Source organism: Shimia biformata (assembly GCF_016888515.1).
Classification (GTDB): Bacteria; Pseudomonadota; Alphaproteobacteria; order Rhodobacterales; family Rhodobacteraceae; genus Shimia_A; species Shimia_A biformata.
This window is the reverse complement of record NZ_JAFEJK010000001.1, coordinates 2,253,738-2,276,363: the sequence shown is the minus strand read 5'-3', so window position 1 is coordinate 2,276,363 and position 22,626 is coordinate 2,253,738. Positions and strand designations below refer to the sequence as shown.

The window sequence follows — 22,626 nt, the reverse complement described above, 5'->3', positions numbered from 1 at the left end:
TTTCGGACCTGACATGATACCCAAATCCTTTTTGAGACCGATCGCCGCCGCCGCGCTTGCCGGCCTTGTGGCGGTTCCGGCCGTGGCGCAGGACGATGACCCCGTTGCCGCCAAAGACCCCGAAGCGGTCGAGATCGTCAATTCCGCCATGGCCTATCTGCGTGACCACGACAGCGTCGCCGTCGACTGGTTCGTCTCGTTTGACGAGGTGGTCGATGGCCGCGAGAAGCTGACCTTCCTGCGCAGTGGCACCAATCTTCTGGTGCGGGGGCAGGGCGTCTATGCCTATGCTGAGATGGGCGAAAAGACGCGGGAATACCGGTATGACGGCACCACGCTGTCGATCGTCGACCCGGTCGCAAACGCCTATGCGCAGACGCTGTTGAACGGCAGTTTCGAGAACATGGTCGACAAGGTCCGTGCCGAATACGATCTGCATCTGCCGATCTGGTCGGTTCTGAGCCGCAGTTTCGATGGCTATTACACCGACGCCGCCGAACAGGTGGCCTATGTTGGCTGGACGCGGGTTGCGGGTGAGGGCGCGCATCACATTGCGCTGTCGAATTACGACAGTGACTGGCAAGTCTGGATCTCCGACGACGCTGACGCGCCGCGTCTTTTGATGATGGTGGGGACCGATCCCTATAGCCAGGGCTGGCCGCAGTATCGTGCCTATTTCCAGAACTGGGATTTTGCGCCCGAGGTGCCCGAAGGCATCTTCCAATTCGTGCCGGATGAAAACGCCGACCGGATGAGCTGGCCCAGGGTCCTGCCGGGGCAGGAGGACTGATATGAAACGGTTTTTCACAGGATTTCTGATCGCGGCCATGGCCATCACCACCTCGCCGCAGGGGGTTGTGAGCTTGAGTTTCTCGGTGTCGCAGGCCGAAGCGCGCGGCGAAGGCCGCGATCGCGGGCTGTCGGCGCGTCCCGCTGCCCGTCCGTCGGGGGCCAAGACCCGGCCCGCGCCGCGCCCGCGCCCGACGGTCAAGCCGGCACCGCGCCCGACAATCAAACCGGCGCCGCGGCCGTCAACCAAGCCAGCGCAGCGACCTGTTACCAAGCCGGCGACTCGGCCCATCACCAAACCGGCGACGCGTCCCTCGACCAAACCGGCAACGCGGCCCGTCACCAAACCCGCCACGCGGCCCGTCACCAAACCTGCGACACGGCCCGTTACCAAACCCGCAACCCGGCCGACGACGAAACCCGCGCCCCGGCCCGAGACCAAGCCCGTGACGCGCCCCGACCGTCCCGGAGGCTGGAAGCCGCCGGGCAACGGCCAGCGCCCGCCCGGATCACGCCCGCCCGGTGCAAGCCGTCCGCCGGGAGGCCGCCCGCCGGGATCGCGCCCGCCCGGATCCCGTCCGCCGGGCTGGAAACCGCCGCATCACCGTCCGCCGGGCTACCGTCCGCCCTATCGCCCGCCGCCCTATTACCGCCCGCCGCATTACAACTGGGGCCGGTATTACTGGAATTCAGCCTGGGGCTGGTTCTTCACCGCCGCGGTTGTCGGCTCGACGCTGGTCTATACCGACAGCCTGTCCGACAAGGGCGACTGCCAGAAGGTCAAGGATCAGGGCGAGACGCTCTATCTGTGCAACGGGGTGCTGTATCGCGCGACCTATTACCAGGACCAGCAGGTCTATGAAATCGTCAGCGACGCCCCAAGCGAGGTCGCGGCCGAGCCGCAGACCGTCTTTGGCCTTGGCCTGACCGACCCGATGACACGCGGCGACGTGGTGCGCGATCTGCAATTGCGCCTGACCGATCTGGGCTATGACCTTGGCACGCCGGACGGGATCTTCGGCTCGTCAACCGAGGCGGCGCTGCAATGGTTCCAATACGACAGCGAGGTCGAACCGACCGGGGTCGTGGATGCCGAGACCGCGCGCCTTCTGGGATATGGCGATGAGGTTCCGGCCGGGGCCGAGGTCACCGCGCCGTCACAGGACGCGTCCCAGACCCAGCCCGCGCCGGATGCGCCTGCGGGGGCGTCAAGTGGCGGGGGTGGCGGCTCGGACGGTGATACGCCCGAGGAAACACCCGAAATAAAGCCTGAAGACACACCCAAGTCCGAATAACAGACCGGGCGCGCGCCTAGACTGTGGCGCGCGCCTCGATCCGTCGGATCCACAGCATCAGGAAGAACCCGATTGCGGCCTCGACGCCAAGCCCTGCGGCCAGCGGCACCGGGCTGCCGTCAAAGGCCAGGCCGACGGGGATCGCCAGCGCGGCGCCCAGAACCGTCGAAATCGCGCCCATGACGCTGGCGGCGGTGCCTGCCATGTGGCCGAGAGGCTCCATCGCCATGGCGTTGAGATTGCCCAGTGTCATGCCGGCCTGAAAGAACACGGTGGTCTGCCAGAATACGAACGCGGCAAACAGCCAGACACCATGCGGCGCAAGGGTCAGCGACAGGGCCAGCATCGCGAACGAGAACACGATCTGCGCCCCCAGCGCGACGGTGATCAGCAGGCGCATCCCCAACCGCACCACCAGAACGGCGTTCAGGAACGAGGCCGAGGCCGAGACAAGCGCAATGCCGCCAAACCACAAATGGAACGTGTCGCCGCGTCCGAAAGTGATGTCATAGATCTGCTGCACCGAGGAAATCATCGTGAACAGCATCGCCATGCACAGGGATTGCACCGCGGTCGAGATCACCACCATCGGAATGCCCAGCATCTCGCGCACACCGGAAAACAGCGTGTTCATCTGGAACGGACGCCGGTCCTCGCGGGCCAGGGGTTCGGGCAGGCGCAGACCCAGCCACAGCGCGGTGATGACCGAGAACAGGATAAAGGCCGCGAACACGCCGCGCCATCCCGCAAAGGCGATGATGCCTGCGCCAATCGTGGGGGCGAGGGCGGGCACGATGGTGAAGACCATCATCACGATCGAGACCAGCCGCGCCATTTCACGGCCCGACATCAGGTCGCGGATGATGGCCACCGTCACGATACGCGGTCCCGCCGCGCCGACGCCCTGAAAGAAGCGCCCCAAAAGGACCAGTTCAAGCGACTGCGCGCGCCATGCCAGCGCCGCGCTGACGGTGTAGAGGATCGCACCGCCGATCACCACCGGCTTGCGCCCCATCGCATCCGACAGCGGGCCGGTGAAAAAGGTGCCGACGCCCATGCCAAGAACGAAACTGGTCAGGATCAACTGGGCGCGATTGACGTTGCCGGGGCTCAGTTCCTCGCCGATTTCCGGCAGGGCGGGCAGCATCGCGTCGATGGAAAAGGCAATGGTGGCGAACATCATTGCACAAAGCGCCACAAATTCGACGCGAGGGATTGGCAGTTTGGCGGTCATTCGTCCGGTTTCTCATCTTCGTTGGCGACATCGGCGCGCAGCGATGTCTCGTCTTCTTTGCTGCGCCCCGACAACAGCCAGCGCGAGCGTCCCTTGCGGCGGCGGTGCGAGGCGACCTCGGCCACCTGCTGGATCACCAGCGCGAAAATCCCCAGCCCGATGAACACAAAGACCGTGGTGCCGATCTTGCCGATATTGGTGTCGGGAACGGGATGGCCGTAGCCGACCGTCGACAGGGTGATGACCGAGAAGAAATAGGCATCGACCCAGCTCCAGCCCTCGACATAGCGGAAGAACACCGTGCCGCCGCCGATGATCGGGATCAGCATCCCGATCAGGAAGACAAGGCGTTCGCGCGGGGTCATGTGTCGGGCTCGTTTGCTGTGATCTCCTCGATCACCTTCAGCCAGAGGTCGACCGGCTGCGCGCCGGGCACCGCGTGTTTGTTGTCGACGATGAAGGTCGGGACCGAGTTGACCCCCATCTGGCGGCTGTGGGCGTCGCGGGCGCGGATGTCGTCGATGTCGGCATCGCTGGCCATCAGGCGCTGCACCACGGCGGCATCCATCCCGGCGCTGTCGGCGATATCGGCCAGAACCTCGTGATCGCCAATGTCGCGGCCGTCCTGGAAATAGGCCTTGAACAGGGCGTTCACCACGGCGTTCTGCTTCTGCTCGATCCCGGCCCAGTGGATCAGACGGTGGGCGTCGATCGTGTTGGGCGTGCGCTGGATCGCACCGAAATCCATCGGCAGGCCGATCTCTTCGGCATGGGCGGCGATCTGGCCATAGACCTTCACGGCGCCTTCCTTGCCGCCGAATTTCGCCTCAAGATAGGCGCGGCGGTCCATGCCTTCGGCGGGCATGTCCGGGTTCAGCTGAAACGGGTGCCATTCGATCACAAAGGGATGTTCGGGCGATTTTTCAAGCGCGCGCTCAAGCTGGGTCTTGCCGATGAAGCACCACGGGCAAATCGGGTCGGAAAGAATATCAAGCTTGATCATCGCTGGGCCTCGAAGGTTTTTTGCAGGGCGCGTCGCAACAGTTTGCCATTGGCGCTGACGGGCAGCGCATCAAGCCGTTGCCAGAGGCGGGGCTGTTTATAGGCGGCGAGCGTCTGGCCCGCATATCGTGCCAGCGCCTCTTCGTCCAGAGGCGTCTGGCTGGTATAGAAGGCGGCGATCACGCGCACGTCCTGTTTTATCTCGACATCCGTCACGCCGATGGCCGTCAGACCGGGGAAATTGGCAAGCTTGGCCTCGACCTCAAGGGGCGAGACGCGGAAGCCGCCGGCATTCATCATGTCATCGGCGCGGCCGGTGTAATCGATGCAGAAATCCGCACCCATGACCCCCAGATCGCCGGTCAGGAACCAGTCGCCCTGACAACGCGCGGCAAATTCGTCGGGTGCATTGAGATATCCCCGCATCAGGCCGGGATCGCGGGTCGAGACGGCAATCTGGCCCTCTTCGCCAAGGGGAACCGGGCCGTCCTCACCGATGATCGCAATGCGGCGGCCCTGTTGCGGGCGGCCCAGCGTGCCGGGGCGGGCTGGATCGGAGGGGTTCGAGGAGATGAAGGTCGAACATTCCGACATGCCATAGGCTTCGTAGAGCTGACCGCCTGTTGCCTCGGCCCAGGCGTCGCGGATCGTGTCCGAGAGCTTTTCTCCGGCGGTCAGACCGTGGCGCAGGTCGGGCAGGTGCAGGTCGGGGTGATCCGACAGCATCTTGCGGTAAACGCCCGGAACGGCTGCAAAAATCGTGACCTTCTCGCGCGCGATCAGCTTCGGGAGCTGGTCGAACCCGACCCCGGCGGCGGGGATCAGGGCGGTCGCGCCCACGGTCCAGGGATCCATCAGCCCGGTGCCCAGCGTATAGGTCCAGTTGAAGGCGCCGGCATGCATCAGCCGGTCATCCCCGGTCAGTCCATACCAGCCCTCATGCATCATGCCCCGCGCCCAGATCGCGCGATGCGCATGGGCCACGGCACGCGGGCTGCCCGAGGTGCCGGAGGTGTAGATCACATAGGCCATCCGGTCGGGGTCGCCCATGTGGAACGGGGCTGGCGGCAGGTCGCGCATGGCATGCAAATCCGCCGTGGTGATGATCTGCGGGGGCATGTCGACCGGGCAGGCAATCGCCGGGTCGCGCAGGATCGCCTTGGGCGACAATTCGTCGATGATCCGCGCCACCTCGGGGTCGGTCAGTTGCGACGAGGTCGGCACCGGCACCAGCCCGACGGCAATGGCGCCAAGATAGGCAATTGGAAACTCGACATCATTGCCCAGCCGCATCAGAACGATGTCGCCGGGGGCCAGCCCGCGCGCCAGAAGCCCCGCGCCAGTGCCAAGAACCGCGCGTTTCATCGCGCCATAGCTCCAGTCGGCGCAGCCGCTGCCGGATACCACCGAAAGGGCAGTCTTGTCGGGCATGTCGTCGGCATGGGCCAGCACATGCGCGGCCATGTTGAACGGGCTGGGGCAGTCGGGCCAGGGGCCTTGATCGAAAACGGATAACATGACAACCACTTAAGGGCGTGGACAAAAACTTGCAAGTAACCCTGCGGCACCCTAAGAGCCATGCCATGACAGACATTGGACAAGACCCGAAATCCCTGATCCAGGTGGCGCGCGAAAGCGGCCATGCCGAACATGTCGAACCGCTCGACCTGGGCGAACGTGTGCGTGAATTGCGCAAGGCGGGCGGCTGGACGCTGGAACAGGCCGCGAAACAGGCGGGGCTGGCGCGCTCGACTTTGTCCAAGATCGAAAACGGCCAGATGTCGCCGACCTATGACGCCCTGAAGAAACTGGCGACGGGGCTGGAAATCTCGGTCCCGCAACTCTTCACCCCGCCGCAGAAGGAACAGGTCAACGGCCGCATGACGGTGGTGAAGTCGGGGCAGGGCGTGCATCAGGCCACGACGACCTATGAACACGAGCTTCTGGCCGAAACCCTGACCAAGAAGGCCATGCTGCCCTACCGTGCGCGGGTGCGGGCGCGGTCGATGGACGAGTTTGACGGCTGGGTCCGGCACGACGGCGAGGAATTCCTCTTTGTGCTGACCGGCATCATCCGGCTTTACACCGAGTTTTATGAACCCGTCGAAATGCGCCGTGGCGACAGTGCCTATTATGACGGCTCGATGGGCCACAACGTTATCTCGGTCAGCCCCGAAGACGCCACGATCCTGTGGGTCACGTCGCTGGTCTAGATACGAAACGAGCCCGGGGTTTTTCCCGGGCCCGCTTGTGATCTGAACTGTTGTCGCGCTTTAGCGTCCCGAAACGCTCTCGCCCGGCTCGCCGGTCAGCGTAGAGCCGATGTTGCCCCAGCCGCCATTGCCGCCGCCGCTGACATCGGACGCGGTGCCCTTGCCGTTGTTGCCCTTTTCCGGGTTGATCGCCCCGCCCAGAGTGCCGCCGCCGTTGCTCAGGAAGTCGGCCATTGCGCGCGCTTCGCTGTTCTTGTTGCCGCCGGCATAGGCCGCGCCGGTTGCAAGGGTCAGGGTGATTGCAGATACGATAATCGTCTTCATGGAATGTTTCCTCCTCCATCTGGTTTCGATGCGGAGGTTACGGGGCCGCGTCACGGCTGGATCATTTTTTTTCTGACACCTGCGCTGCGGCCGCGCCCATGCGCCGGTCGGTAAGATCAGCAGTTGGTATAGCGGTACGGGCCCCGCGCGACACCCACCCGCGAGACAAGCCCATACGCGCCGGGCACGTCCTTTTCGGCAAGTTGCCTGCGTTCGGGCGTTCTGCAAACCCGGTTGCAGCGCACCGCGTCCCACTCACCTCCGATCGGGAAGTCACCCTGATCGAACAGCGTTACCTTGATCCAAGGCCCGGTCCAGACCCGGCGGTTGCGGGTGTGGGTATAGATGCCGCGATGCACCTTCTCGATGAAAGTGATGGCGACCTTGTCATCCTCGGTGATGCGAACGGCGATCTTTTCCAGCTTGTAGATGCCATCGGAATAGTCGTTGAAATAGAAATACCTTGGGTTGTTCAGGTATCTGTCCCCGGTATCGGCGAAAAATGCCGGCAGCATGTCGGGGGCGTCCTTGGTCAAAGGTGTCAGGTCAATCACGTCGCTTTCTGGTAAATCCATCGAATGGTCCTTTTCCGTGCTTCAATGCCCCTTAACTCTAGGGCGCGCTCGGAACGAAGCAAGCCTTTGTAACAAATGACGGAATCACTCAGGCTACAAGCGCGACAAGGTCGTGGCCAGGTCGCCGTAGCCTGTGAACCGCCGCTCGAAGGCCAGGCCGAGGCGATCGGCGCAATCCTTTGCCTTCTGGGTCAGGGCGGGGTCGTCGGTCTGGGCCTGGTAGACAAGTTTTTCATAATTGCCGAAATACATGTCCCGCAACTCCGGGTGGCGGTCCAGGCCCATCGGTTTCCAGATGAAGGCGTCGAATTGACGGACGAGGAAATCGGTCAGGTAGAAGGTGGTGATTTCACTTTCACTTACCTCGGCAAACCGTTGGTTTCCTTCGTAGAAACTGTAGCAATGCGGGCCTTCGACCATCTCGACGCCCATCTGGTCACAGGCCGCTTTCAGCAACCCGCCGGTGCCGCAATCGGCATAGACCACAAAGATGGTGTCATAGGCGTCGCGGCTCGCCTCGACCTTCTGGCGCACGGCGTCGGTGATGCGGTCGGGATAGACGTGATAGATCGCGGGCAGGCAGGTCAGGTCCATGTGGTCCCAGCCATTGGCGGTTTTCAGGTCCAGGATCTCGCGGGCCAGCGCGCCGCAGGCGATCAGCAGGATACGCCCGCGGCCCGTCGCCTCTAGCCCGTCATTTGTCAGGGTCTGGTCGCTGGGAAGCTGCATTTTCTGCCTTTCAAAACAAAACGGCCCGCCGGGTGGGGCGGGCCGCGATCAGGTCAATTGCCCGCCCTCAGGCGCTGAGTTGGTTGTGGCGGCGGGACATGAAGTCCTTGGCGGTTTCCACCGCGACGGCGGCGTCCCGGCAATAGGCATCGGCGCCGATGGCCTTGCCAAACTCTTCATTCAGCGGCGCGCCGCCGACGAGAACGATGAAATCCTCGCGCATGCCTTTTTCGACCAGCGTGTCGATCACCACCTTCATGTAAGGCATTGTCGTGGTCAGAAGCGCGGACATGCCAAGGATGTCGGCCTCTTCCTTTTCCAGCGCTTCAAGGTAGTTTTCGACCGGATTGTTGATGCCAAGGTCGACAACCTCGAATCCGGCGCCTTCCATCATCATCGAGACAAGGTTCTTGCCGATGTCGTGGATGTCGCCCTTGACGGTGCCGATCACCATCTTGCCGACGCGCGGTGCGCCGGTTTCGGCCAGAAGCGGTTTCAGGATCGCCATGCCGCCTTTCATCGCGTTGGCGGCCAGAAGCACCTCGGGCACGAACAGGATGCCATCGCGGAAGTCGTTGCCGACGATGGTCATGCCGCCGACAAGCGCCTTGGTCAGGATGTCATAGGGTTCCCATCCGCGTTCCAACAGGATGCTGACGCCTTCCTCGATCTCTTCCTTCAGACCGTCATAGAGGTCGTCGAACATCTGTTCGACCAGTTCCTCGTCATTCAGTTCCGACAGAACGATATCGTCTTCTTCTTCCGACATGTGCCAATCCTTGTTCGAGAGGGCCCGGGTTTTGCCCAGATTTCCGCGATTTGTCGCGGGCCGACTGTCTGAATAGCGACATAGGCGAAACCGCTTCCGACTTATAGCCGGGAAATGGGGCATGTTGGGTGAAACTTTCTCATGTCGATCTTGGGGTTGATTGCAATTGTTCCTGATTTGTTCCATTGTGGCGCCATGACAGCAACCACCCGCCCAGACATCGACCCTGACCGCAGGCGCGGGCGGGGCGCTCTGACCAATCAGAGCGGCCGCTTTGACCTTGTCCGGGTCGAGGAAAACGATGGCTGGGACATGGCCGAGGAACGGGGCGCGTTTCAAACCCATGTGACCGAGGAACGGATCGGCAGGCTGATCACCTATAACACTTCGCCCGACCTGCCGTTTGACCGCTCGATCAATCCCTACCGGGGCTGCGAACATGGCTGTGTCTATTGCTTCGCGCGCCCGACCCATGCCTATCTGGGCCTGTCGCCGGGGCTGGATTTCGAAACCCGGCTGGTGGCGCGGCCGAATGCGGCAGAGGTGTTGGAGCGGGAACTCAGGGCGCGGTCCTACACCGTGGCGCCGGTCGCGATCGGCACCAATACCGATCCCTATCAGCCGGTGGAACGGGACCGGGGGATCATGCGCGACGTGCTGGGGGTGCTGCGCGAGTTTCGCCACCCGGTCGGCATTGTCACCAAGGGTGCGCTGGTGGAAAGGGACATCGACATTCTTGCGCCCATGGCGGCGCAGGGGCTGACGCATGTTGGTGTGTCGCTGACGACGCTGGATGCCGACCTGTCGCGCCGGATGGAGCCGCGCGCGCCGTCGCCCGCGCGCCGGTTGCGGATGATCCGTTCCCTGAGCGACGCGGGTATCCCGGTTCGCGCGATGCTGGCGCCGGTGGTGCCGGGGTTGACCGATCACGAGGTCGAGCCGCTTTTGTCTGCTGCGCGTGATGCGGGCGCGTCGGCGGCAAGCTGGATCATGCTGCGCCTGCCGCGAGAGGTCGAGGGGCTGATGATGGACTGGCTGACCGCGCATTACCCCAACAAGGCCGAAAAGGTCATGGCGCGGCTGCGTGAGATGCATGGCGGCAAGGCCTATACGCCCGAGTGGGGGCGGCGGATGCGCGGTGAGGGCATCCATGCCGAGATGATTGCGCAACGGTTCAGGAAAGCGGCGGCGCGGCTGGGGCTGGATAAGGGTCTGCCGCCCTTGCGCACCGATCTGTTCCTGCCGCCGCTCGCGCGGGACGGGCAACTGGCCTTGTTCTAGCGCCGGTTCAAGTCTGGGCCATCAACTGCTGATAGATGCCCAGCCGGTCCGCCACCTGCCAATGACCACACAGGCGGTCGCCGTCGAACTCATAGATGGTGAGGCCGGTCATCGAGATCGGTTTGCCCGTCGCGGGGATATCGGGCAGGTCGCCAAGGTGGGTGCCAGTCCAGTCCCAGGCCACGGCGATACGGCGGCCTTCCTCGATCATCATGACCGGGGTAAAGGTCTGATCCGGCGCGGCGGCGCGGGATTTGACCAGCCGGTTGGCAAAGCCGTCGCGGGTCAGGGTCTGGCCGTTCCACGGATCGCCCGGGTCATTGTGGATCGTGTAGCTGTCGGCGATGAATTCATCGACTGCCGACACGTCTCCGTCCGACCAGACCCGGCGCAGGAATTCACTGAGAATCGGCTTGCGCGACATCTCAGGCGCGGCGGCGGCCACGGCGTTCGCGCTTGGGCGCGTCATCGTCGCCGGTGCCGTCCGACGCCGAGGAAAACGGCCCCAGAACATCGGTCACCTGTTCCAGCGTCGGGCGTGCGCCGCGCGGACGGGTTTCCAGCGCTTCTTTCATGGCGGCCAGATGGTTCGGCATGGTGCCGCAGCAGCCGCCGATGATCGTCGCGCCGCTGTCGCGGGCCATGACCGCATATTCCGCCATCAGTTCCGGCGTGCCGTCATAGTGGATGTGGCCATCGACATATTTCGGGATGCCGGCATTGCCCTTGGCGATGATCGGACGTTCGGTGCCCTGCGCGCTGAAGCCCTGCACGGTGCGCAACAGGTCCGACGCGCCGGTGCCGCAGTTGGCGCCGAAGGCAATCGGCGGGTTGGGCAGGCTTTCGACCAGTTGCACCATGGCGGCAGAGGTCACGCCCATCATGGTGCGGCCTGCTGTGTCAAAGCTCATCGTGCCGCACCACGGCATCCCGGCCAGCGCAAAGGCTTCGGCGGCGGCGCGGTATTCCTCGGGGGCCGAGATGGTTTCCAGCCACAGGACATCGGCGCCGCCTTCCTTCAGGCCCTCGGCCTGTTCATGGAAGATTTCCACGGCCGAAGCATGGTTGAGCGCGCCAACCGGTTCCAGAATCTCACCGGTCGGACCCACGGACCCGGCGACAATCACCGTGCGCCCCGAAGCATCGGCGATCTCTCGGCCAAGTTCCGCCGCCACCCGCGACAATTCGCGCGCGCGATCCTGGGCATTGTGCAGCTTCAGACGCGCCGCGTTCGAGCCGAAGGAATTGGTCAGGAACAGATCGCTGCCCGCATCCACGGCATAGCGGTAAAGCGTGCGGATCTTCTCGGGCTCGTCGGTGTTCCACAGTTCCGGCGGCTCACCGGATTCCAGCCCCATGTTGAACAGGTTGGTGCCCGTCGCGCCATCGGCCAGAAGCCAGTCGCGGGTCTGAAGAAGTTTCGAAAGCGCATCGGTCATCACGGGTCTCCTTTGCGCGCCCGTGTGTCATGGGCAGCCCGCAAGGGCAACGTCGAATTCTTCATGGTCATGATGAGGCCCGTGCAACTGCACCGCAAAAGAAAAGGCGCGCAATGGATAACCCGTTGCGCGCCTTCATTTAATCGGGTCAGGAGGCATCAGGCCTCGTTGACGATCTCTTCCTTGGCGTCGACCAGGAAAGCAGCGCGCTTGGCGCGAATCTCATCCGCGGTGATTTTGCCCTCAAGGTCGGCCACCACCTTGCGCACCACGTCTTCGTGGCCGGCTTCCTCGAAATCGGCCTTGATGACCGACTGGGCGTAGGCGGCAGCTTCGTCGCCGGATTTGCCCATGATATCAGCCGCCCAGAGGCCAAGTTTCTTGTTGGCGCGCGCCTCGGCCTTGAACTTCATTTCCTCGTCATGGGCAAACTTGTTCTCAAAGGCGTTTTCGCGATCGTCGAATGTGGTCATGTCTTTCGTCCCTAGAAGGCCAATCGTTATCACAGATATGCCTGCACCCGGCCCGGGCTTCAAGAGGGCAGCGCCGCTTGCGACAATGGCACCCATCCAGTAAGAGGGCGCCAGAACAGCGGGACTCAGGTCCCCCCGGATATGGGAAGGCACGTCATGGCGCGCGGCAAGAAGATTTACGAAGGCAAGGCAAAGATCCTTTATGAAGGCCCCGAGCCGGGCACCATCATCCAGTATTTCAAGGATGACGCCACCGCTTTCAACGCCGAGAAACGCGACGTGATCGACGGCAAGGGCGCGCTGAACAACCGCCTGTCGGAATATTTCATGCTGGGTCTGAACCAGATCGGCGTGCCGACGCATTTCCTGAAACGGCTGAACATGCGCGAACAGCTGGTGCGGTCCTGCGAGATCATCCCGCTGGAGATCATCGTGCGCAATTTCGCCGCCGGGTCGATGTCGAAACGGCTGGGGATCGAGGAAGGCACGCAATTGCCGCGCCCGATCGTGGAATATTGCTACAAGGACGACGCGCTGGGTGATCCGCTTGTCACTGAAGAGCATATCGCCGCCTTCGGCTGGGCCAGCCAGCAGGACATGGACGATATCCTCGGGCTGGCGCTGCGGGTGAACGATTACCTCTCGGGGGTGATGTATGGCGTCGGCATCAAGCTGATCGACTTCAAGATCGAGATCGGCCGCGTCTATGAAGGCGATTTCCAGCGTCTTGTCGTGGCCGATGAGATCAGCCCCGACAGCTGCCGCCTGTGGGACATCGAAACCGGCCAGAAGCTCGACAAGGACGTGTTCCGCCGCGATCTGGGCAGCCTGACCGATGCCTATGCCGAGGTCGCCCGCCGCCTTGGGCTGATCCCGAAGAACAACGGTGTCACCAAGCCGACCCTGATCAACTGAACCCGCCGCGCCCGGCAAGGGGCGCGGGTTTGAGTATTTTTGCAAGAAAGAAGCAGCCGAGGCTGCGTCAGCCGAACCGGAGACCAGACAATGAAGGCACGCGTCCATGTGATGTTGAAAAACGGGGTCCTTGACCCGCAGGGCGAGGCCGTGCGCCACGCGCTTGGGGCGATGGGGTTCGACAAGGTGGAAGGCGTGCGCCAGGGCAAGGTGATCGACCTTGAGCTTGCCGCGGGCGCGACCCATGACGATGTTGTCGAGATGTGCGAGAAGCTGCTCGCCAATACCGTGATCGAAAGCTACGAGATCGAGCTGGGCTGAGCCCGGCCCGACACAAAGGCCCTAAAACAGGAGAGCCGCCCATGCGCGCCGCCGTCATCGTATTCCCCGGTTCCAACTGCGACCGCGACATGGCCGTCGCGTTTGAACGCGCCGGTTTTGCCGTCGACATGGTCTGGCACAAGGATGTGTCGCTGCCCGAGGGCGTCGATATCGTCGGGGTGCCGGGCGGGTTTTCCTTTGGCGATTACCTGCGCTGCGGCGCGATTGCCGCGAACTCTCCGATCTGCCGAGCAGTTGTGGATCATGCCGAACGCGGCGGTTATGCGCTGGGGGTCTGCAACGGGTTCCAGATCCTGACCGAGACCGGATTGCTGCCGGGGGCGCTGCGCCGCAATGCCGGGCTGAAATACATCTGCAAGACCGTGCGTCTGGTGACCGCGACCACTGACACCGCCTTTACCGCCGCGTATGACAAAGGGCAGGAGATCGACATTCCGATTGCCCATCACGATGGCAATTACTTTGTCGATGACGCCAAACTGGCCCAGTTGCAGGACGAGGACCGGATCGCGTTTACCTATGCCCAGAACCCCAACGGCTCGGTTGCCGATATCGCCGGCGTGGTGTCCAAGAACCGCCGCGTGCTTGGCATGATGCCGCATCCCGAACGCGCGGCTGATGCCGGGCATGGCGGCACCGATGGCATCGCCATGTTCGATGCGCTGGCTTCCGCCTTCGTGAGCGCCTGAGACGAGGCGTCTCTTGAGCGAGGACGGGGCCGGGCGTAATCTCGGACGCATGAGCGAGAAACGCGCCCAATCCGACGCAGACCGGGTGCCGACGCCGCGATCAGCCACGACGGGCTGGCGGGCGCGGATACTGATCGCGTTTCTCTGCACCGTGGCGGCGGTGACGATCTGGGTCACCAACAGCGCGCTGACCGACCGGTTCACTGCCAATACCCGCAACCGCGCCGAGCTGCGGCTGGCGCTTTACTCAGCGAACCTTCAGGCCGAACTCAGCCGCAACGCCATCGTGCCGCAGCTTCTGGCCAAGGACCCGGCGCTGATCGGGGCGCTGCATTCCGGCGATTACTCGCAATCCACCGCGCGGCTGATTTCCTTTGTCGAGGAAATCGGCGCGGCGCAGTTGATGCTGATGGATGGCGATGGCCGGATCGTGGCGGCGACGGACCGCACGAAACTGGGCGGGTCGAACCGGCAAACCGAGTTCTTTATCAATGCGTTGCGGTCCAATGTTACAGTGTTTTCCGAAACCCGGTCCGAAGCGGGCGCATTCCGTTTCACCTATGCGCGCCGCATCGACAACCAGGGTCAGGCGCTGGGGGTCATCGCGGTTGATGTCGACCTGCAGAAGTTTGAACGCACATGGGCCGGTATTTCCGACGCCGTCTTTGTGACCAACAGCGAGGGCACGATCATCCTGGCCTCGGAACCGCGCTGGCGCGGGCTGACCGAGGCGGACGCGCTGGCACGGCAACCCGCCGACGGCGCCATCGAACGCGCGATCCGTGCAACCGCGGACTGGACCGCGCTTCCGGCCGACGCCTATCTGCGCGGCGAGGCGGTGATGCGCAAGGATGCGCGCATCCCGTTCCGGGGCTGGAGCATGACCTCGTTCACCACCTATACCTCGGTCCGCGAACGGGTGAATGCGGTGCTGGCGCTGGAGATCATGGGATTCGCCATCCTTCTGGCCCTGGGGTTCTATGTCCTCAGCCGCAAGACGGCGCTGCGGATGGCGCTGTTCCAGCGGGAATCGGCAAGTCTCCGCGCATTGAACCAGCGCCTTCAGCGCGAGATCGCCGAGCGTGAGCGGATGCAGGAAAGCCTGGCCGTGGCCGAACAGTCGCTGGCCCAAAGTTCCAAGCTGGCGGCGCTGGGGGAAATGTCCGCCGCGATCAGCCACGAGCTGAACCAGCCGCTTGCGGCGATGAAGACCTATCTGGCGGGCGCGCGGCTTCTGGTCAAACGCAACCGCCCGGATGAGGCACTGTCGTCCTTCCAGCGGCTTGACGACCTGATCGAGCGGATGGGCCAGATCACCAAGCAGCTGAAATCCTATGCCAGGAAGGGCGGAACCGAGTTTTACCCGGTCGAAATGCGCGAGGCGCTGAACTCGGCCCTTGGCATGATGGAGCCGCAATTGCGCCAGCGCAAAGTGCGGATTTCCAAGATCGTGCCGGAAGAACCGGTGCGCGTGATGGGGGACCGGGTGCGTATCGAACAGGTGATGATCAACCTGTTCCGCAACGCGCTGGATGCCACGCGCGGCGAGGCCGACCCCGAGATCGAGATCATCCTTGCGGCGGGCGAAACCGTGACGCTGACGGTGCGCGACAATGGTCCGGGGATCGAGAATCTGGACGATCTGTTCGAACCGTTCTTCACCACCAAGCAGCCCGGCGACGGGGTGGGCTTGGGGCTGGCGATATCTTCCGGTATCGTCACCGACCTTGGCGGCCGTCTGACGGCACGTAATGGTCAGGGCAGGGGGGCTGTATTTGAGGTGCAACTTCCTATCTTGAACGAGGATATCGAGGCGGCGGAGTAGGAAAAAGATGCCCCAGAGCATGAAAATCGCGATCGTGGATGACGAAAAGGACATGCGCCAGTCGATCAGCCAGTGGCTGGCCCTGTCAGGCTATGACACCGAGACCTTTTCCAGCGCCGAGGACGCGCTGAAGGCGCTTGGCCCGGACTATCCCGGCATCGTTATCAGCGACATCCGCATGCCCGGCATGGACGGGATGCAGTTTTTGAAAAAGCTGATGGGCACGGATTCGGCGCTTCCCGTAATTATGATCACCGGCCATGGCGACGTGCCGATGGCGGTCGAGGCGATGCGCGTCGGGGCGTTCGATTTCCTCGAAAAGCCGTTTGACCCCGAACAGATGAGCCGTCTGGCGAAAAAGGCCACCAACGCCCGCCGCCTGACCATGGACAACCGCGCCCTGCGCCGCGAGTTGTCCGACGGCAGCCAGCTGATGAAGAAGCTGATCGGCGCCAGCCCGGTGATGACGCGGCTGAAAGAGGACATCCTCGACCTGGGTCAGGCCGACGGCCATGTTCTGATCGAGGGCGAGACCGGGACAGGCAAGACGCTGGTGGCCCATGCGCTTCATGCGGTCGGCAGCCGGGCCGGGAAACGGTTTGTGCTGGTCTCCTGTTCCGCATTTGAGGAAGAGGCGCTGTCGAAACGCCTGTTTGGTCCGATGAACCCCGAGGACAGCCAGTTGCCCGCGATCGAGGAAGCCCGCGGCGGGACGCTGGTGCTTGAAGACGTGGAATCGCTCTCTGATACGTTGCAGGCGCGTCTTTTGAACGTGATTAACGAACAGGGCACCCCGGCGGAAACCCGCATCATCGCGATCTGCAACATGCAGGAGCAGGACCGCACCTGCGAGGACGCCCTGCGCCCCGACCTGTTCTATCGTCTTGCCGCGCTGAAAATCACCGTGCCGCCCCTGCGCCAGCGCGGAGAGGACATCCTGACCCTGTTCACCCGTCTGGCCGAGCAGTTTGCCGATGATTACGGCTGTGACGCGCCCAAGGTCAGCGCGCAGGAAGCGGCCCAGCTGTTGCAGGCGCCGTGGCCCGGCAATGTGCGGCAGCTGATCAACCTGGCCGAACGCGCGGTGCTGCAATCGCGGCGGGGCGGCGGGACCATCGCGTCGCTTCTGATGTCCGACCATGACGAGATGCAGCCCGTCATGACGACCGAAGGCAAGCCGCTGAAAGAATATGTCGAGGCGTTCGAACGCATGCTGATCGACAACACCATGCGCCGTCACAAAGGGTCGATTGCCAGCGTGATGGAAGAGCTGTGCCTGCCGCGCCGCACCCTGAACGAGAAGATGGCGAAATACGGCTTGCAGCGCTCGGATTATCTCTGATAGCGGGCGCGCAGCATTTTTTTCGGAGTTTTTTATGACCAAACCAATTGTTGCGGCGCTGATGGCGCTGACGGTTGCGGCACCGGCTGCCTATGCCGAAGAACGTGAAAAACTGGCCGAAGACCCGACCAAGATAGTCACCAAGCTGGGTCTGCGTCTGACCGACACCGCCACGGTGTCGGGCTCGATCGCCTTTGGCCCGGTCTCGAAGATCAACGCATCCTATTCCGAAACCGGGGAATGGAGCCTGGGCGCGTCCTATCTGTTTCCTTTCGGGATCGTGAATTTTGCCGCCTCGCAGCGTGACCTGAATTCGGGTGTGCAGCAGACCTCTTATTCGCTGGGCGGGTTTGCTCCGCTGGCACAGTTCGGCATCCAGCCCGGCAACTGGCAGATGTTCGCGGCCTTTGGCGCCAATTACACCGAAGGCACGGTTGAGCTGGAACATGGCATCGTGACCTCGCTCGAGGAAATCTCGGTCTCAAGCAAGGGTGGCTATGCCGGGGTGATGGCACTGTTGCCGCTGTCGGACCGCTGGACCCTGCGTGGCGTTGCTGTGGTTTCGGCGGGCAGCAAGGACTATCGCGGTTATTCTCTTGGCGGCGGCGTCAGTTTTGCGGCCACGAAGCGGGATACGTTCTCGATCTTCGCCAACTACTCGGACAGCAATCTGGGTCAGCGCGACGTGGTCGGAATCAGCTATCTCCGCGAGTTCTGAGGCCGGAAAATACAGGGGCAACCATACGGTCGCGACCTTTTGCCATTGTAATTCCCGCCTTCGTGGTCTTTATTGTCAGGACGGGTCGGCGAACAGACGGTTCTCCACCCGGCATGAGTTTCGCTGATCGTGACAGTTTCGGGACAGATGATCCCGCCTGCATGCTCAGGCAGATTGGACCCATATTCTTGGGTCGAAGGCACGCCCGGACCGCGCAAGCGACGGGCCATTTGATTGGCGGCACAACGGGACACTCTCGTAGCCGTCGGAGAAGAAACGCGATGGAACGCGTGCACGCGAAGACAAACGGAGCAGGGGCCGAAACCGGTCTCCCCATTGTCGTGCAGCGCCTCGCCCAGACAAGACACCCCCGCTACATCGCTTCACTTGGTCCCCCGGGGCCGCCTGTTCGATTGCGCGGGTGCAAACGGATATCATGGCAAAGAAAATGCTCATCGATGCCACCCACGCGGAGGAAACCCGCGTCGTGGTGGTTGACGGAAACAAGGTCGAGGAGTTCGATTTTGAATCCGAAAACAAGCGTCAGCTTGCAGGAAACATCTATCTCGCAAAAGTAACGCGCGTCGAACCGTCGCTTCAGGCGGCCTTCGTGGACTATGGCGGCAATCGCCATGGTTTCCTTGCGTTTTCGGAAATCCACCCCGATTACTACCAGATCCCCGTTGCCGATCGCGAGGCGCTGCTGGCCGAAGAACGCGCCTATGCCGAAGCGATGAAGGCGCGCGACGAGGAAGAGGAAAAACCGAAATCCTCGCGCTCGCGCAGCCGGTCGCGGTCACGCTCGCGGTCGAAATCGTCCGAAGCGAAGGCGGCTGAGGTCAAGTCGACCGAGGCGGAAACCGCCGCAGCGACGCCTGCGGTTGCCGAAGACGCGATCGCCGGGATGGAAACCATCGACCTTGGCGGGGATATCGACGAGACCGAAGGCCTGTCGCCGATGGAACTGGTCGCGGAAACCCCGGTTGAGGAACCGGTGGACAGCGCGGACGAGTCCAAGGTCGCAGAGGCCGAAGCGGTTGAAACTGCGGATGTGACCGAAGAGGTCGTGGTAGAGGTCGCGGTCGAAGAGACCGTGGAGGTTACCGAAGAGGTGGCCGAAGCCCCTGTTGAGCTTGCCGAGGCTGAGACTACCGAGACTGAGACCGGCGAAGACGGGGCCAGCGAAGATGCTGCCGACTCGCCCAAGGATGACGACGCGCCGGGCAAGACCATGGCCGCCGCCACCGAAGGCGAAGACGCGGTTGCAACCCGCGACCCGGAATCCGGTGACGAGACCGAGACCGACGCCAAGCGCGTCGAAGCCGAAGCCGACGCTGCCGAGCCTGAGACGTCAGATGACGACGACGAGGGTGACAAGGACGGCGACAACGACGACGAACCCGTCGAAGAAGCACGCGACACCCGGCGCCGCAAGCCCGAGGCCGCGGAAAAGGACGAGACCATCGAATCGATTGCCGATGACGATGACGAGGCCGACATCCGCCCGCCGCGCAAACCGCGCCCGCGCCGCTACAAGATCCAGGAAGTGATCAAGGTGCGCCAGATCCTTCTGGTGCAGGTCGTCAAGGAAGAACGCGGCAACAAGGGCGCGGCCCTGACCACCTACCTGTCGCTGGCGGGTCGTTACTGCGTTCTGATGCCCAACACCGCCCGTGGTGGTGGCATCAGCCGCAAGATCACCAACGCCGCCGACCGCAAGAAGCTGAAAGAGATCGCAAACGAGATCGACGTGCCGCAGGGCGCGGGTCTGATCGTGCGGACGGCAGGCGCCAAGCGCACCAAGACCGAGATCAAGCGCGACTATGACTATCTCAAGCGCTTGTGGGAACAGATCCGCGAATTGACGCTGAAGTCGATCGCGCCGGCAAAGATCTATGAAGAAGGCGACCTGATCAAACGCTCGATCCGCGATCTCTATAATCGCGACATCGACGAGGTGCATGTCGAAGGCGAGCGCGGCTATCGCATCGCCAAGGACTTCATGAAAATGATCATGCCGTCCCATGCCAAGAACGTGAAGCACTACACCGATGCGCTGCCCCTGTTCGCGCGCTATCAGGTCGAAAGCTATCTGTCGTCAATGTTCAACCCGACGGTACAGCTGAAATCGGGTGGCTATATCGTGATCGGCGTGACCGAAGCGCTAGTCGCCATCGACGTCAACTCTGGCCGGGCCACCAAGGAAGGCTCGATCGAGGAAACCGCGCTCAAGACCAACCTGGAAGCGGCCGAAGAGGTCGCCCGCCAGCTGCGTCTGCGTGACCTTGCCGGGCTGATCGTGATCGACTTCATCGACATGGATGAGCGCAAGAACAACGCCGCTGTCGAAAAACGAATGAAGGACAAGCTCAAGACCGACCGCGCCCGCATCCAGGTCGGCCGTATCTCGGGCTTTGGCCTGATGGAGATGAGCCGTCAGCGCCTGCGCCCCGGCATGATCGAGGCCACGACCCAGCCGTGCCCGGCCTGCCACGGCACCGGGTTGATCCGGTCGGACGACAACCTTGCGCTGTCGATCCTGCGCCAGATCGAGGAAGAAGGCACACGCCGCCGGTCGCGCGAAGTGCTGGTCAAATGCCCGGTGGCCATCGCCAACTATCTGATGAACCAGAAGCGTGAGCATATCGCCCAGATCGAGGCCCGCTATGGTCTGTCGGTCCGGGTCGAAGGCGACCCGCATCTGATCTCGCCCGATTTCTCGCTCGAGAAATTCAAGACCGCGACCCGTGTCGTGGCCGAGGTCGCCGCGCCGGTGGTGTCGGTCGATACCTCGATCATGGACGCGGTCGATGCCGAAGAAATTGACGAGGACGCGGCGGAAGAGACCGGCGCGACCGAGGAAAACGGCGAAGAAAAGCCCAAGAAACGCCGCCGCCGCCGTCGCCGCCGGTCCTCCAAGTCCAAGAGCTATGACTCGGATACGGAGTCGCAGGATGACGCGTCGGATGACGATGATGACGGTGGCGCGGCTGAAAAGCCGGACGAGGTGAAGTCGGACGAGGGTACCGATGCCAAGGGCGATGACGCCGAGGCCGCAAAGGTGGCCGAAGCTGAAAACGCCGACGCAGAGGAAAAGCCGAAATCCTCGCGCAGCCGGTCGTCCTCTAGCCGCAGCCGGTCGTCGTCCAGCCGCAGCCGGTCGTCTTCGAAGAAGAAGACGGATGAACCGGCGGAAGAGGCCAAGGCCGAAACCACAGCCGACGCCGAAGCCGACGTGACCAATGGGGCCGAGGCCGGGGAAACGGCGTCCACAATCGAGGCCACCCCTGAGACGGAACCGACCCCGGAAGTGCAGGTTGAGCCTGTCGAGGTGGCCGAGGTCGAGGCAGAAACCGCCGCCGAACCGGAACCTGTGGTCGAAACCCCGCCCGCCAAGCCCAAGCCCAAGCGCCGGGGCTGGTGGTCGATGGGCAGCTGACCCCATCCGTGACAAAAATAAAGAACGCCGTCGGGATCGCCCGGCGGCGTTTTTCGTTGTGGTAAAAGGGGGCAGATCAGGTGGGGGCGTCAGGCCTTGCGGCGCACGACAAACTCCAGCGTGCCATCATTTTCGCAAGACGTCACAAGGGAATGGCCGCTTTCATTGCAGAAATGCGGCACGTCCACGATGGCGGCAGGATCATCGGCCAGAAGCCGCACCGCAGCCCCCGGCGCCACCGCTTTCAGACGTTTGCGCAGTTTCAGGACGGGCAGGGGGCACAACAGCCCGATCGCGTCAATCTCATCATGGATGTCGTCACTCATGTTTCGACAGATAGGGTCTGGGTTTCGCCCTGTCCACAGGCTTGTTTCAAGGGGGGCACGGGGATGTGACAACCGCGCCCCGTGACCTTTGCCGATCCATGGTCTAAAGCGGTTTCATGTTCGGATTCGATATCATCGACGCGAGCCTTCTGCCCGCCCTGCTGATTGCGCTGACTGCCGGCGTGATCTCGTTCCTGTCCCCATGCGTCCTGCCCATCGTGCCGCCCTACCTGGCCTATATGAGCGGGGTGTCGCTGAACGATCTGAACCGGGGCGAAACCGGGCGCAACAAGGCACTGTTTGCCGCGCTGTTCTTTGTGCTGGGGCTGTCGACGGTGTTCCTGCTTCTGGGGTTCACGGCCTCGGCCATTGGCACGATGTTCCTGCAGTATCAAAGCTGGTTCAACACGGTTGCGGGCATCCTCGTGATGATCTTCGGGGCGCATTTCATCGGCATTTACCGGATCGGTTTCCTTGACCGCGAAGCGCGGCTGGATGTCGGCGATCAGGGTGGCAGCGCCTTTGGCGCCTATATCCTTGGCCTGGCCTTCGCCTTTGGCTGGACCCCCTGCATCGGCCCGCAACTGGGCGCGATCCTGTCCTTGGCGGCCTCCGAAAGCTCGGTCGCGCGAGGGACGATGCTTCTGGCGGTCTATGCCGCCGGGCTGGGCATTCCTTTCCTGCTGGTCGCCGCCTTCCTGCCGCGTCTTGGCGGGGTGATGGGCTGGATGAAGCGCCACATGGAACAGATCGAGCGGGTGATGGGCCTGTTGCTGTGGACCATTGGCCTGTTGATGCTGACGGGCGGCTTTTCGGCCTTTTCCTATTGGCTTCTGGAAACCTTCCCCGCCCTCGCGACGCTTGGATAAGGCCCTGTTCATGCCCCAATCCCTTGGTATCATGGGGC

24 protein-coding genes are annotated in these 22,626 nt (G+C 62.9%); 12 read left to right on the top strand and 12 right to left on the bottom strand.

Translation table 11 applies throughout. The features are described 5' to 3' along the window. Positions 1–31: 31 nt before the first annotated feature. Both JQ863_RS11135 and JQ863_RS19540 read left to right on the top strand, forming a co-directional pair. Entirely contained in the window at positions 32–790 is a 759-nt protein-coding gene (locus JQ863_RS11135; RefSeq protein WP_204114341.1) for a DUF2092 domain-containing protein, read from the top strand. Position 791: 1 nt separating this feature from the next. Continuing rightward, complete coding sequence (locus JQ863_RS19540; protein WP_204114340.1) at positions 792–2,084, top strand: peptidoglycan-binding protein; 1,293 nt, start codon at positions 792–794, stop codon at positions 2,082–2,084. 16 nt (positions 2,085–2,100) lie between these two features. Here the strand turns inward: JQ863_RS19540 and JQ863_RS11125 are convergent, their stop codons facing one another. Genes JQ863_RS11125 through JQ863_RS11110 form a run of 4 tightly spaced genes read right to left on the bottom strand, consistent with a single transcriptional unit; the run spans position 2,101 to position 5,838 of the window. Further along, complete coding sequence (locus tag JQ863_RS11125) at positions 2,101–3,318, bottom strand: multidrug effflux MFS transporter (protein WP_204114339.1); 1,218 nt, start codon at positions 3,316–3,318, stop codon at positions 2,101–2,103. Next, positions 3,315–3,683, bottom strand: coding sequence for a potassium channel family protein (locus tag JQ863_RS11120; protein ID WP_204114338.1), 369 nt, complete (start codon positions 3,681–3,683; stop codon positions 3,315–3,317). Before JQ863_RS11120 ends, JQ863_RS11125 begins: the two co-directional genes overlap by 4 nt. Beyond that, a complete protein-coding gene (locus JQ863_RS11115; protein WP_204114337.1) occupies positions 3,680–4,321 on the bottom strand; it encodes a DsbA family oxidoreductase in 642 nt (213 codons plus the stop codon). Before JQ863_RS11115 ends, JQ863_RS11120 begins: the two co-directional genes overlap by 4 nt. Beyond that, a complete protein-coding gene (locus JQ863_RS11110; protein ID WP_204114336.1) occupies positions 4,318–5,838 on the bottom strand; it encodes a class I adenylate-forming enzyme family protein in 1,521 nt (506 codons plus the stop codon). The genes JQ863_RS11115 and JQ863_RS11110 overlap by 4 nt, the downstream gene beginning before the upstream one ends. Positions 5,839–5,903: 65 nt before the next feature. On the opposite strand from JQ863_RS11110, the gene JQ863_RS11105 reads away from it, so the two are divergent. Continuing rightward, a complete protein-coding gene (locus JQ863_RS11105) occupies positions 5,904–6,533 on the top strand; it encodes a helix-turn-helix domain-containing protein (RefSeq protein ID WP_204114335.1) in 630 nt (209 codons plus the stop codon). 60 nt (positions 6,534–6,593) lie between these two features. Here the strand turns inward: JQ863_RS11105 and JQ863_RS11100 are convergent, their stop codons facing one another. The 4 genes from JQ863_RS11100 to JQ863_RS11085 form a co-directional block, all read right to left on the bottom strand. Beyond that, complete coding sequence (locus JQ863_RS11100; protein ID WP_204114334.1) at positions 6,594–6,857, bottom strand: hypothetical protein; 264 nt, start codon at positions 6,855–6,857, stop codon at positions 6,594–6,596. A gap of 116 nt (positions 6,858–6,973) precedes the next feature. Further along, positions 6,974–7,432, bottom strand: a complete 459-nt coding sequence (locus tag JQ863_RS11095) for a hypothetical protein (RefSeq protein ID WP_204114333.1) — start codon at positions 7,430–7,432, stop codon at positions 6,974–6,976. 93 nt (positions 7,433–7,525) lie between these two features. After that, a complete protein-coding gene (locus JQ863_RS11090) occupies positions 7,526–8,161 on the bottom strand; it encodes a DUF1638 domain-containing protein (protein WP_204114332.1) in 636 nt (211 codons plus the stop codon). Between the two features lie 67 nt (positions 8,162–8,228). Further along, positions 8,229–8,930: a corrinoid protein gene (locus JQ863_RS11085; RefSeq protein ID WP_204114331.1), complete on the bottom strand. Its 702-nt coding sequence runs from the start codon at positions 8,928–8,930 to the stop codon at positions 8,229–8,231. 195 nt (positions 8,931–9,125) lie between these two features. Here JQ863_RS11085 and JQ863_RS11080 point away from each other — a divergent pair, with 195 nt between their 5' ends. Further along, positions 9,126–10,211 (top strand): PA0069 family radical SAM protein, encoded by a 1,086-nt coding sequence (locus JQ863_RS11080; RefSeq protein WP_204114330.1) that lies wholly within the window; start codon positions 9,126–9,128, stop codon positions 10,209–10,211. Positions 10,212–10,218: 7 nt separating this feature from the next. On the opposite strand, the gene JQ863_RS11075 is transcribed toward JQ863_RS11080, so the two are convergent. The 3 genes from JQ863_RS11075 to JQ863_RS11065 all read right to left on the bottom strand — a co-directional run bounded on the left by JQ863_RS11075 (position 10,219) and on the right by JQ863_RS11065 (position 12,123). Continuing rightward, positions 10,219–10,680: an ester cyclase gene (locus JQ863_RS11075; protein ID WP_204114329.1), complete on the bottom strand. Its 462-nt coding sequence runs from the start codon at positions 10,678–10,680 to the stop codon at positions 10,219–10,221. Continuing rightward, entirely contained in the window at positions 10,637–11,650 is a 1,014-nt protein-coding gene (bmt, locus tag JQ863_RS11070; RefSeq protein WP_204114328.1) for a betaine--homocysteine S-methyltransferase, read from the bottom strand. Before bmt ends, JQ863_RS11075 begins: the two co-directional genes overlap by 44 nt. Before the next feature lie 158 nt (positions 11,651–11,808). Next, on the bottom strand, positions 11,809–12,123 hold the full coding sequence (locus tag JQ863_RS11065; protein WP_204114327.1) for a DUF1476 domain-containing protein: 315 nt from the start codon (positions 12,121–12,123) through the stop codon (positions 11,809–11,811). A gap of 156 nt (positions 12,124–12,279) precedes the next feature. Here JQ863_RS11065 and purC point away from each other — a divergent pair, with 156 nt between their 5' ends. The 7 genes from purC (at position 12,280) to JQ863_RS11030 (ending at position 21,393) form a co-directional block, all read left to right on the top strand. Beyond that, positions 12,280–13,038: a phosphoribosylaminoimidazolesuccinocarboxamide synthase gene (gene purC, locus JQ863_RS11060; protein ID WP_204114326.1), complete on the top strand. Its 759-nt coding sequence runs from the start codon at positions 12,280–12,282 to the stop codon at positions 13,036–13,038. Between the two features lie 90 nt (positions 13,039–13,128). Further along, positions 13,129–13,359 (top strand): phosphoribosylformylglycinamidine synthase subunit PurS, encoded by a 231-nt coding sequence (gene purS, locus JQ863_RS11055; protein ID WP_204114325.1) that lies wholly within the window; start codon positions 13,129–13,131, stop codon positions 13,357–13,359. Between the two features lie 41 nt (positions 13,360–13,400). Beyond that, positions 13,401–14,069: a phosphoribosylformylglycinamidine synthase subunit PurQ gene (gene purQ / locus JQ863_RS11050; RefSeq protein WP_204114324.1), complete on the top strand. Its 669-nt coding sequence runs from the start codon at positions 13,401–13,403 to the stop codon at positions 14,067–14,069. A 49-nt stretch (positions 14,070–14,118) separates the two neighbouring features. Continuing rightward, a complete protein-coding gene (locus tag JQ863_RS11045; RefSeq protein ID WP_204114323.1) occupies positions 14,119–15,894 on the top strand; it encodes a sensor histidine kinase in 1,776 nt (591 codons plus the stop codon). A gap of 7 nt (positions 15,895–15,901) precedes the next feature. Next, positions 15,902–17,236 (top strand): sigma-54-dependent transcriptional regulator, encoded by a 1,335-nt coding sequence (locus JQ863_RS11040; protein WP_204114322.1) that lies wholly within the window; start codon positions 15,902–15,904, stop codon positions 17,234–17,236. A 34-nt stretch (positions 17,237–17,270) separates the two neighbouring features. Next, positions 17,271–17,954: a hypothetical protein gene (locus JQ863_RS11035; RefSeq protein WP_204114321.1), complete on the top strand. Its 684-nt coding sequence runs from the start codon at positions 17,271–17,273 to the stop codon at positions 17,952–17,954. 436 nt (positions 17,955–18,390) lie between these two features. Continuing rightward, positions 18,391–21,393, top strand: coding sequence for an Rne/Rng family ribonuclease (locus JQ863_RS11030; protein WP_204114320.1), 3,003 nt, complete (start codon positions 18,391–18,393; stop codon positions 21,391–21,393). A gap of 89 nt (positions 21,394–21,482) precedes the next feature. Here JQ863_RS11030 and JQ863_RS11025 read toward each other — a convergent pair whose 3' ends face one another. Beyond that, a complete protein-coding gene (locus JQ863_RS11025; RefSeq protein ID WP_204114319.1) occupies positions 21,483–21,719 on the bottom strand; it encodes a sulfurtransferase TusA family protein in 237 nt (78 codons plus the stop codon). Between the two features lie 116 nt (positions 21,720–21,835). On the opposite strand from JQ863_RS11025, the gene JQ863_RS11020 reads away from it, so the two are divergent. Beyond that, positions 21,836–22,588 (top strand): cytochrome c biogenesis CcdA family protein, encoded by a 753-nt coding sequence (locus tag JQ863_RS11020; protein ID WP_204114318.1) that lies wholly within the window; start codon positions 21,836–21,838, stop codon positions 22,586–22,588. The last annotated feature ends 38 nt before the right edge of the window (positions 22,589–22,626 follow it).

Coding starts and splice junctions, on each gene's coding strand:
- JQ863_RS19540 (WP_204114340.1), top strand. CDS start 792: ATGAAACGGTTTTTCACAGGATTTCTGATCGCGGCCATGGCCATCACC.
- JQ863_RS11125 (WP_204114339.1), bottom strand. CDS start 3,318: ATGACCGCCAAACTGCCAATCCCTCGCGTCGAATTTGTGGCGCTTTGT.
- JQ863_RS11120 (WP_204114338.1), bottom strand. CDS start 3,683: ATGACCCCGCGCGAACGCCTTGTCTTCCTGATCGGGATGCTGATCCCG.
- JQ863_RS11115 (WP_204114337.1), bottom strand. CDS start 4,321: ATGATCAAGCTTGATATTCTTTCCGACCCGATTTGCCCGTGGTGCTTC.
- JQ863_RS11110 (WP_204114336.1), bottom strand. CDS start 5,838: ATGTTATCCGTTTTCGATCAAGGCCCCTGGCCCGACTGCCCCAGCCCG.
- JQ863_RS11105 (WP_204114335.1), top strand. CDS start 5,904: ATGACAGACATTGGACAAGACCCGAAATCCCTGATCCAGGTGGCGCGC.
- JQ863_RS11100 (WP_204114334.1), bottom strand. CDS start 6,857: ATGAAGACGATTATCGTATCTGCAATCACCCTGACCCTTGCAACCGGC.
- JQ863_RS11095 (WP_204114333.1), bottom strand. CDS start 7,432: ATGGATTTACCAGAAAGCGACGTGATTGACCTGACACCTTTGACCAAG.
- JQ863_RS11090 (WP_204114332.1), bottom strand. CDS start 8,161: ATGCAGCTTCCCAGCGACCAGACCCTGACAAATGACGGGCTAGAGGCG.
- JQ863_RS11085 (WP_204114331.1), bottom strand. CDS start 8,930: ATGTCGGAAGAAGAAGACGATATCGTTCTGTCGGAACTGAATGACGAG.
- JQ863_RS11080 (WP_204114330.1), top strand. CDS start 9,126: ATGACAGCAACCACCCGCCCAGACATCGACCCTGACCGCAGGCGCGGG.
- JQ863_RS11075 (WP_204114329.1), bottom strand. CDS start 10,680: ATGACGCGCCCAAGCGCGAACGCCGTGGCCGCCGCCGCGCCTGAGATG.
- bmt (WP_204114328.1), bottom strand. CDS start 11,650: ATGACCGATGCGCTTTCGAAACTTCTTCAGACCCGCGACTGGCTTCTG.
- JQ863_RS11065 (WP_204114327.1), bottom strand. CDS start 12,123: ATGACCACATTCGACGATCGCGAAAACGCCTTTGAGAACAAGTTTGCC.
- purC (WP_204114326.1), top strand. CDS start 12,280: ATGGCGCGCGGCAAGAAGATTTACGAAGGCAAGGCAAAGATCCTTTAT.
- purS (WP_204114325.1), top strand. CDS start 13,129: ATGAAGGCACGCGTCCATGTGATGTTGAAAAACGGGGTCCTTGACCCG.
- purQ (WP_204114324.1), top strand. CDS start 13,401: ATGCGCGCCGCCGTCATCGTATTCCCCGGTTCCAACTGCGACCGCGAC.
- JQ863_RS11045 (WP_204114323.1), top strand. CDS start 14,119: ATGAGCGAGAAACGCGCCCAATCCGACGCAGACCGGGTGCCGACGCCG.
- JQ863_RS11040 (WP_204114322.1), top strand. CDS start 15,902: ATGCCCCAGAGCATGAAAATCGCGATCGTGGATGACGAAAAGGACATG.
- JQ863_RS11035 (WP_204114321.1), top strand. CDS start 17,271: ATGACCAAACCAATTGTTGCGGCGCTGATGGCGCTGACGGTTGCGGCA.
- JQ863_RS11030 (WP_204114320.1), top strand. CDS start 18,391: ATGGCAAAGAAAATGCTCATCGATGCCACCCACGCGGAGGAAACCCGC.
- JQ863_RS11025 (WP_204114319.1), bottom strand. CDS start 21,719: ATGAGTGACGACATCCATGATGAGATTGACGCGATCGGGCTGTTGTGC.
- JQ863_RS11020 (WP_204114318.1), top strand. CDS start 21,836: ATGTTCGGATTCGATATCATCGACGCGAGCCTTCTGCCCGCCCTGCTG.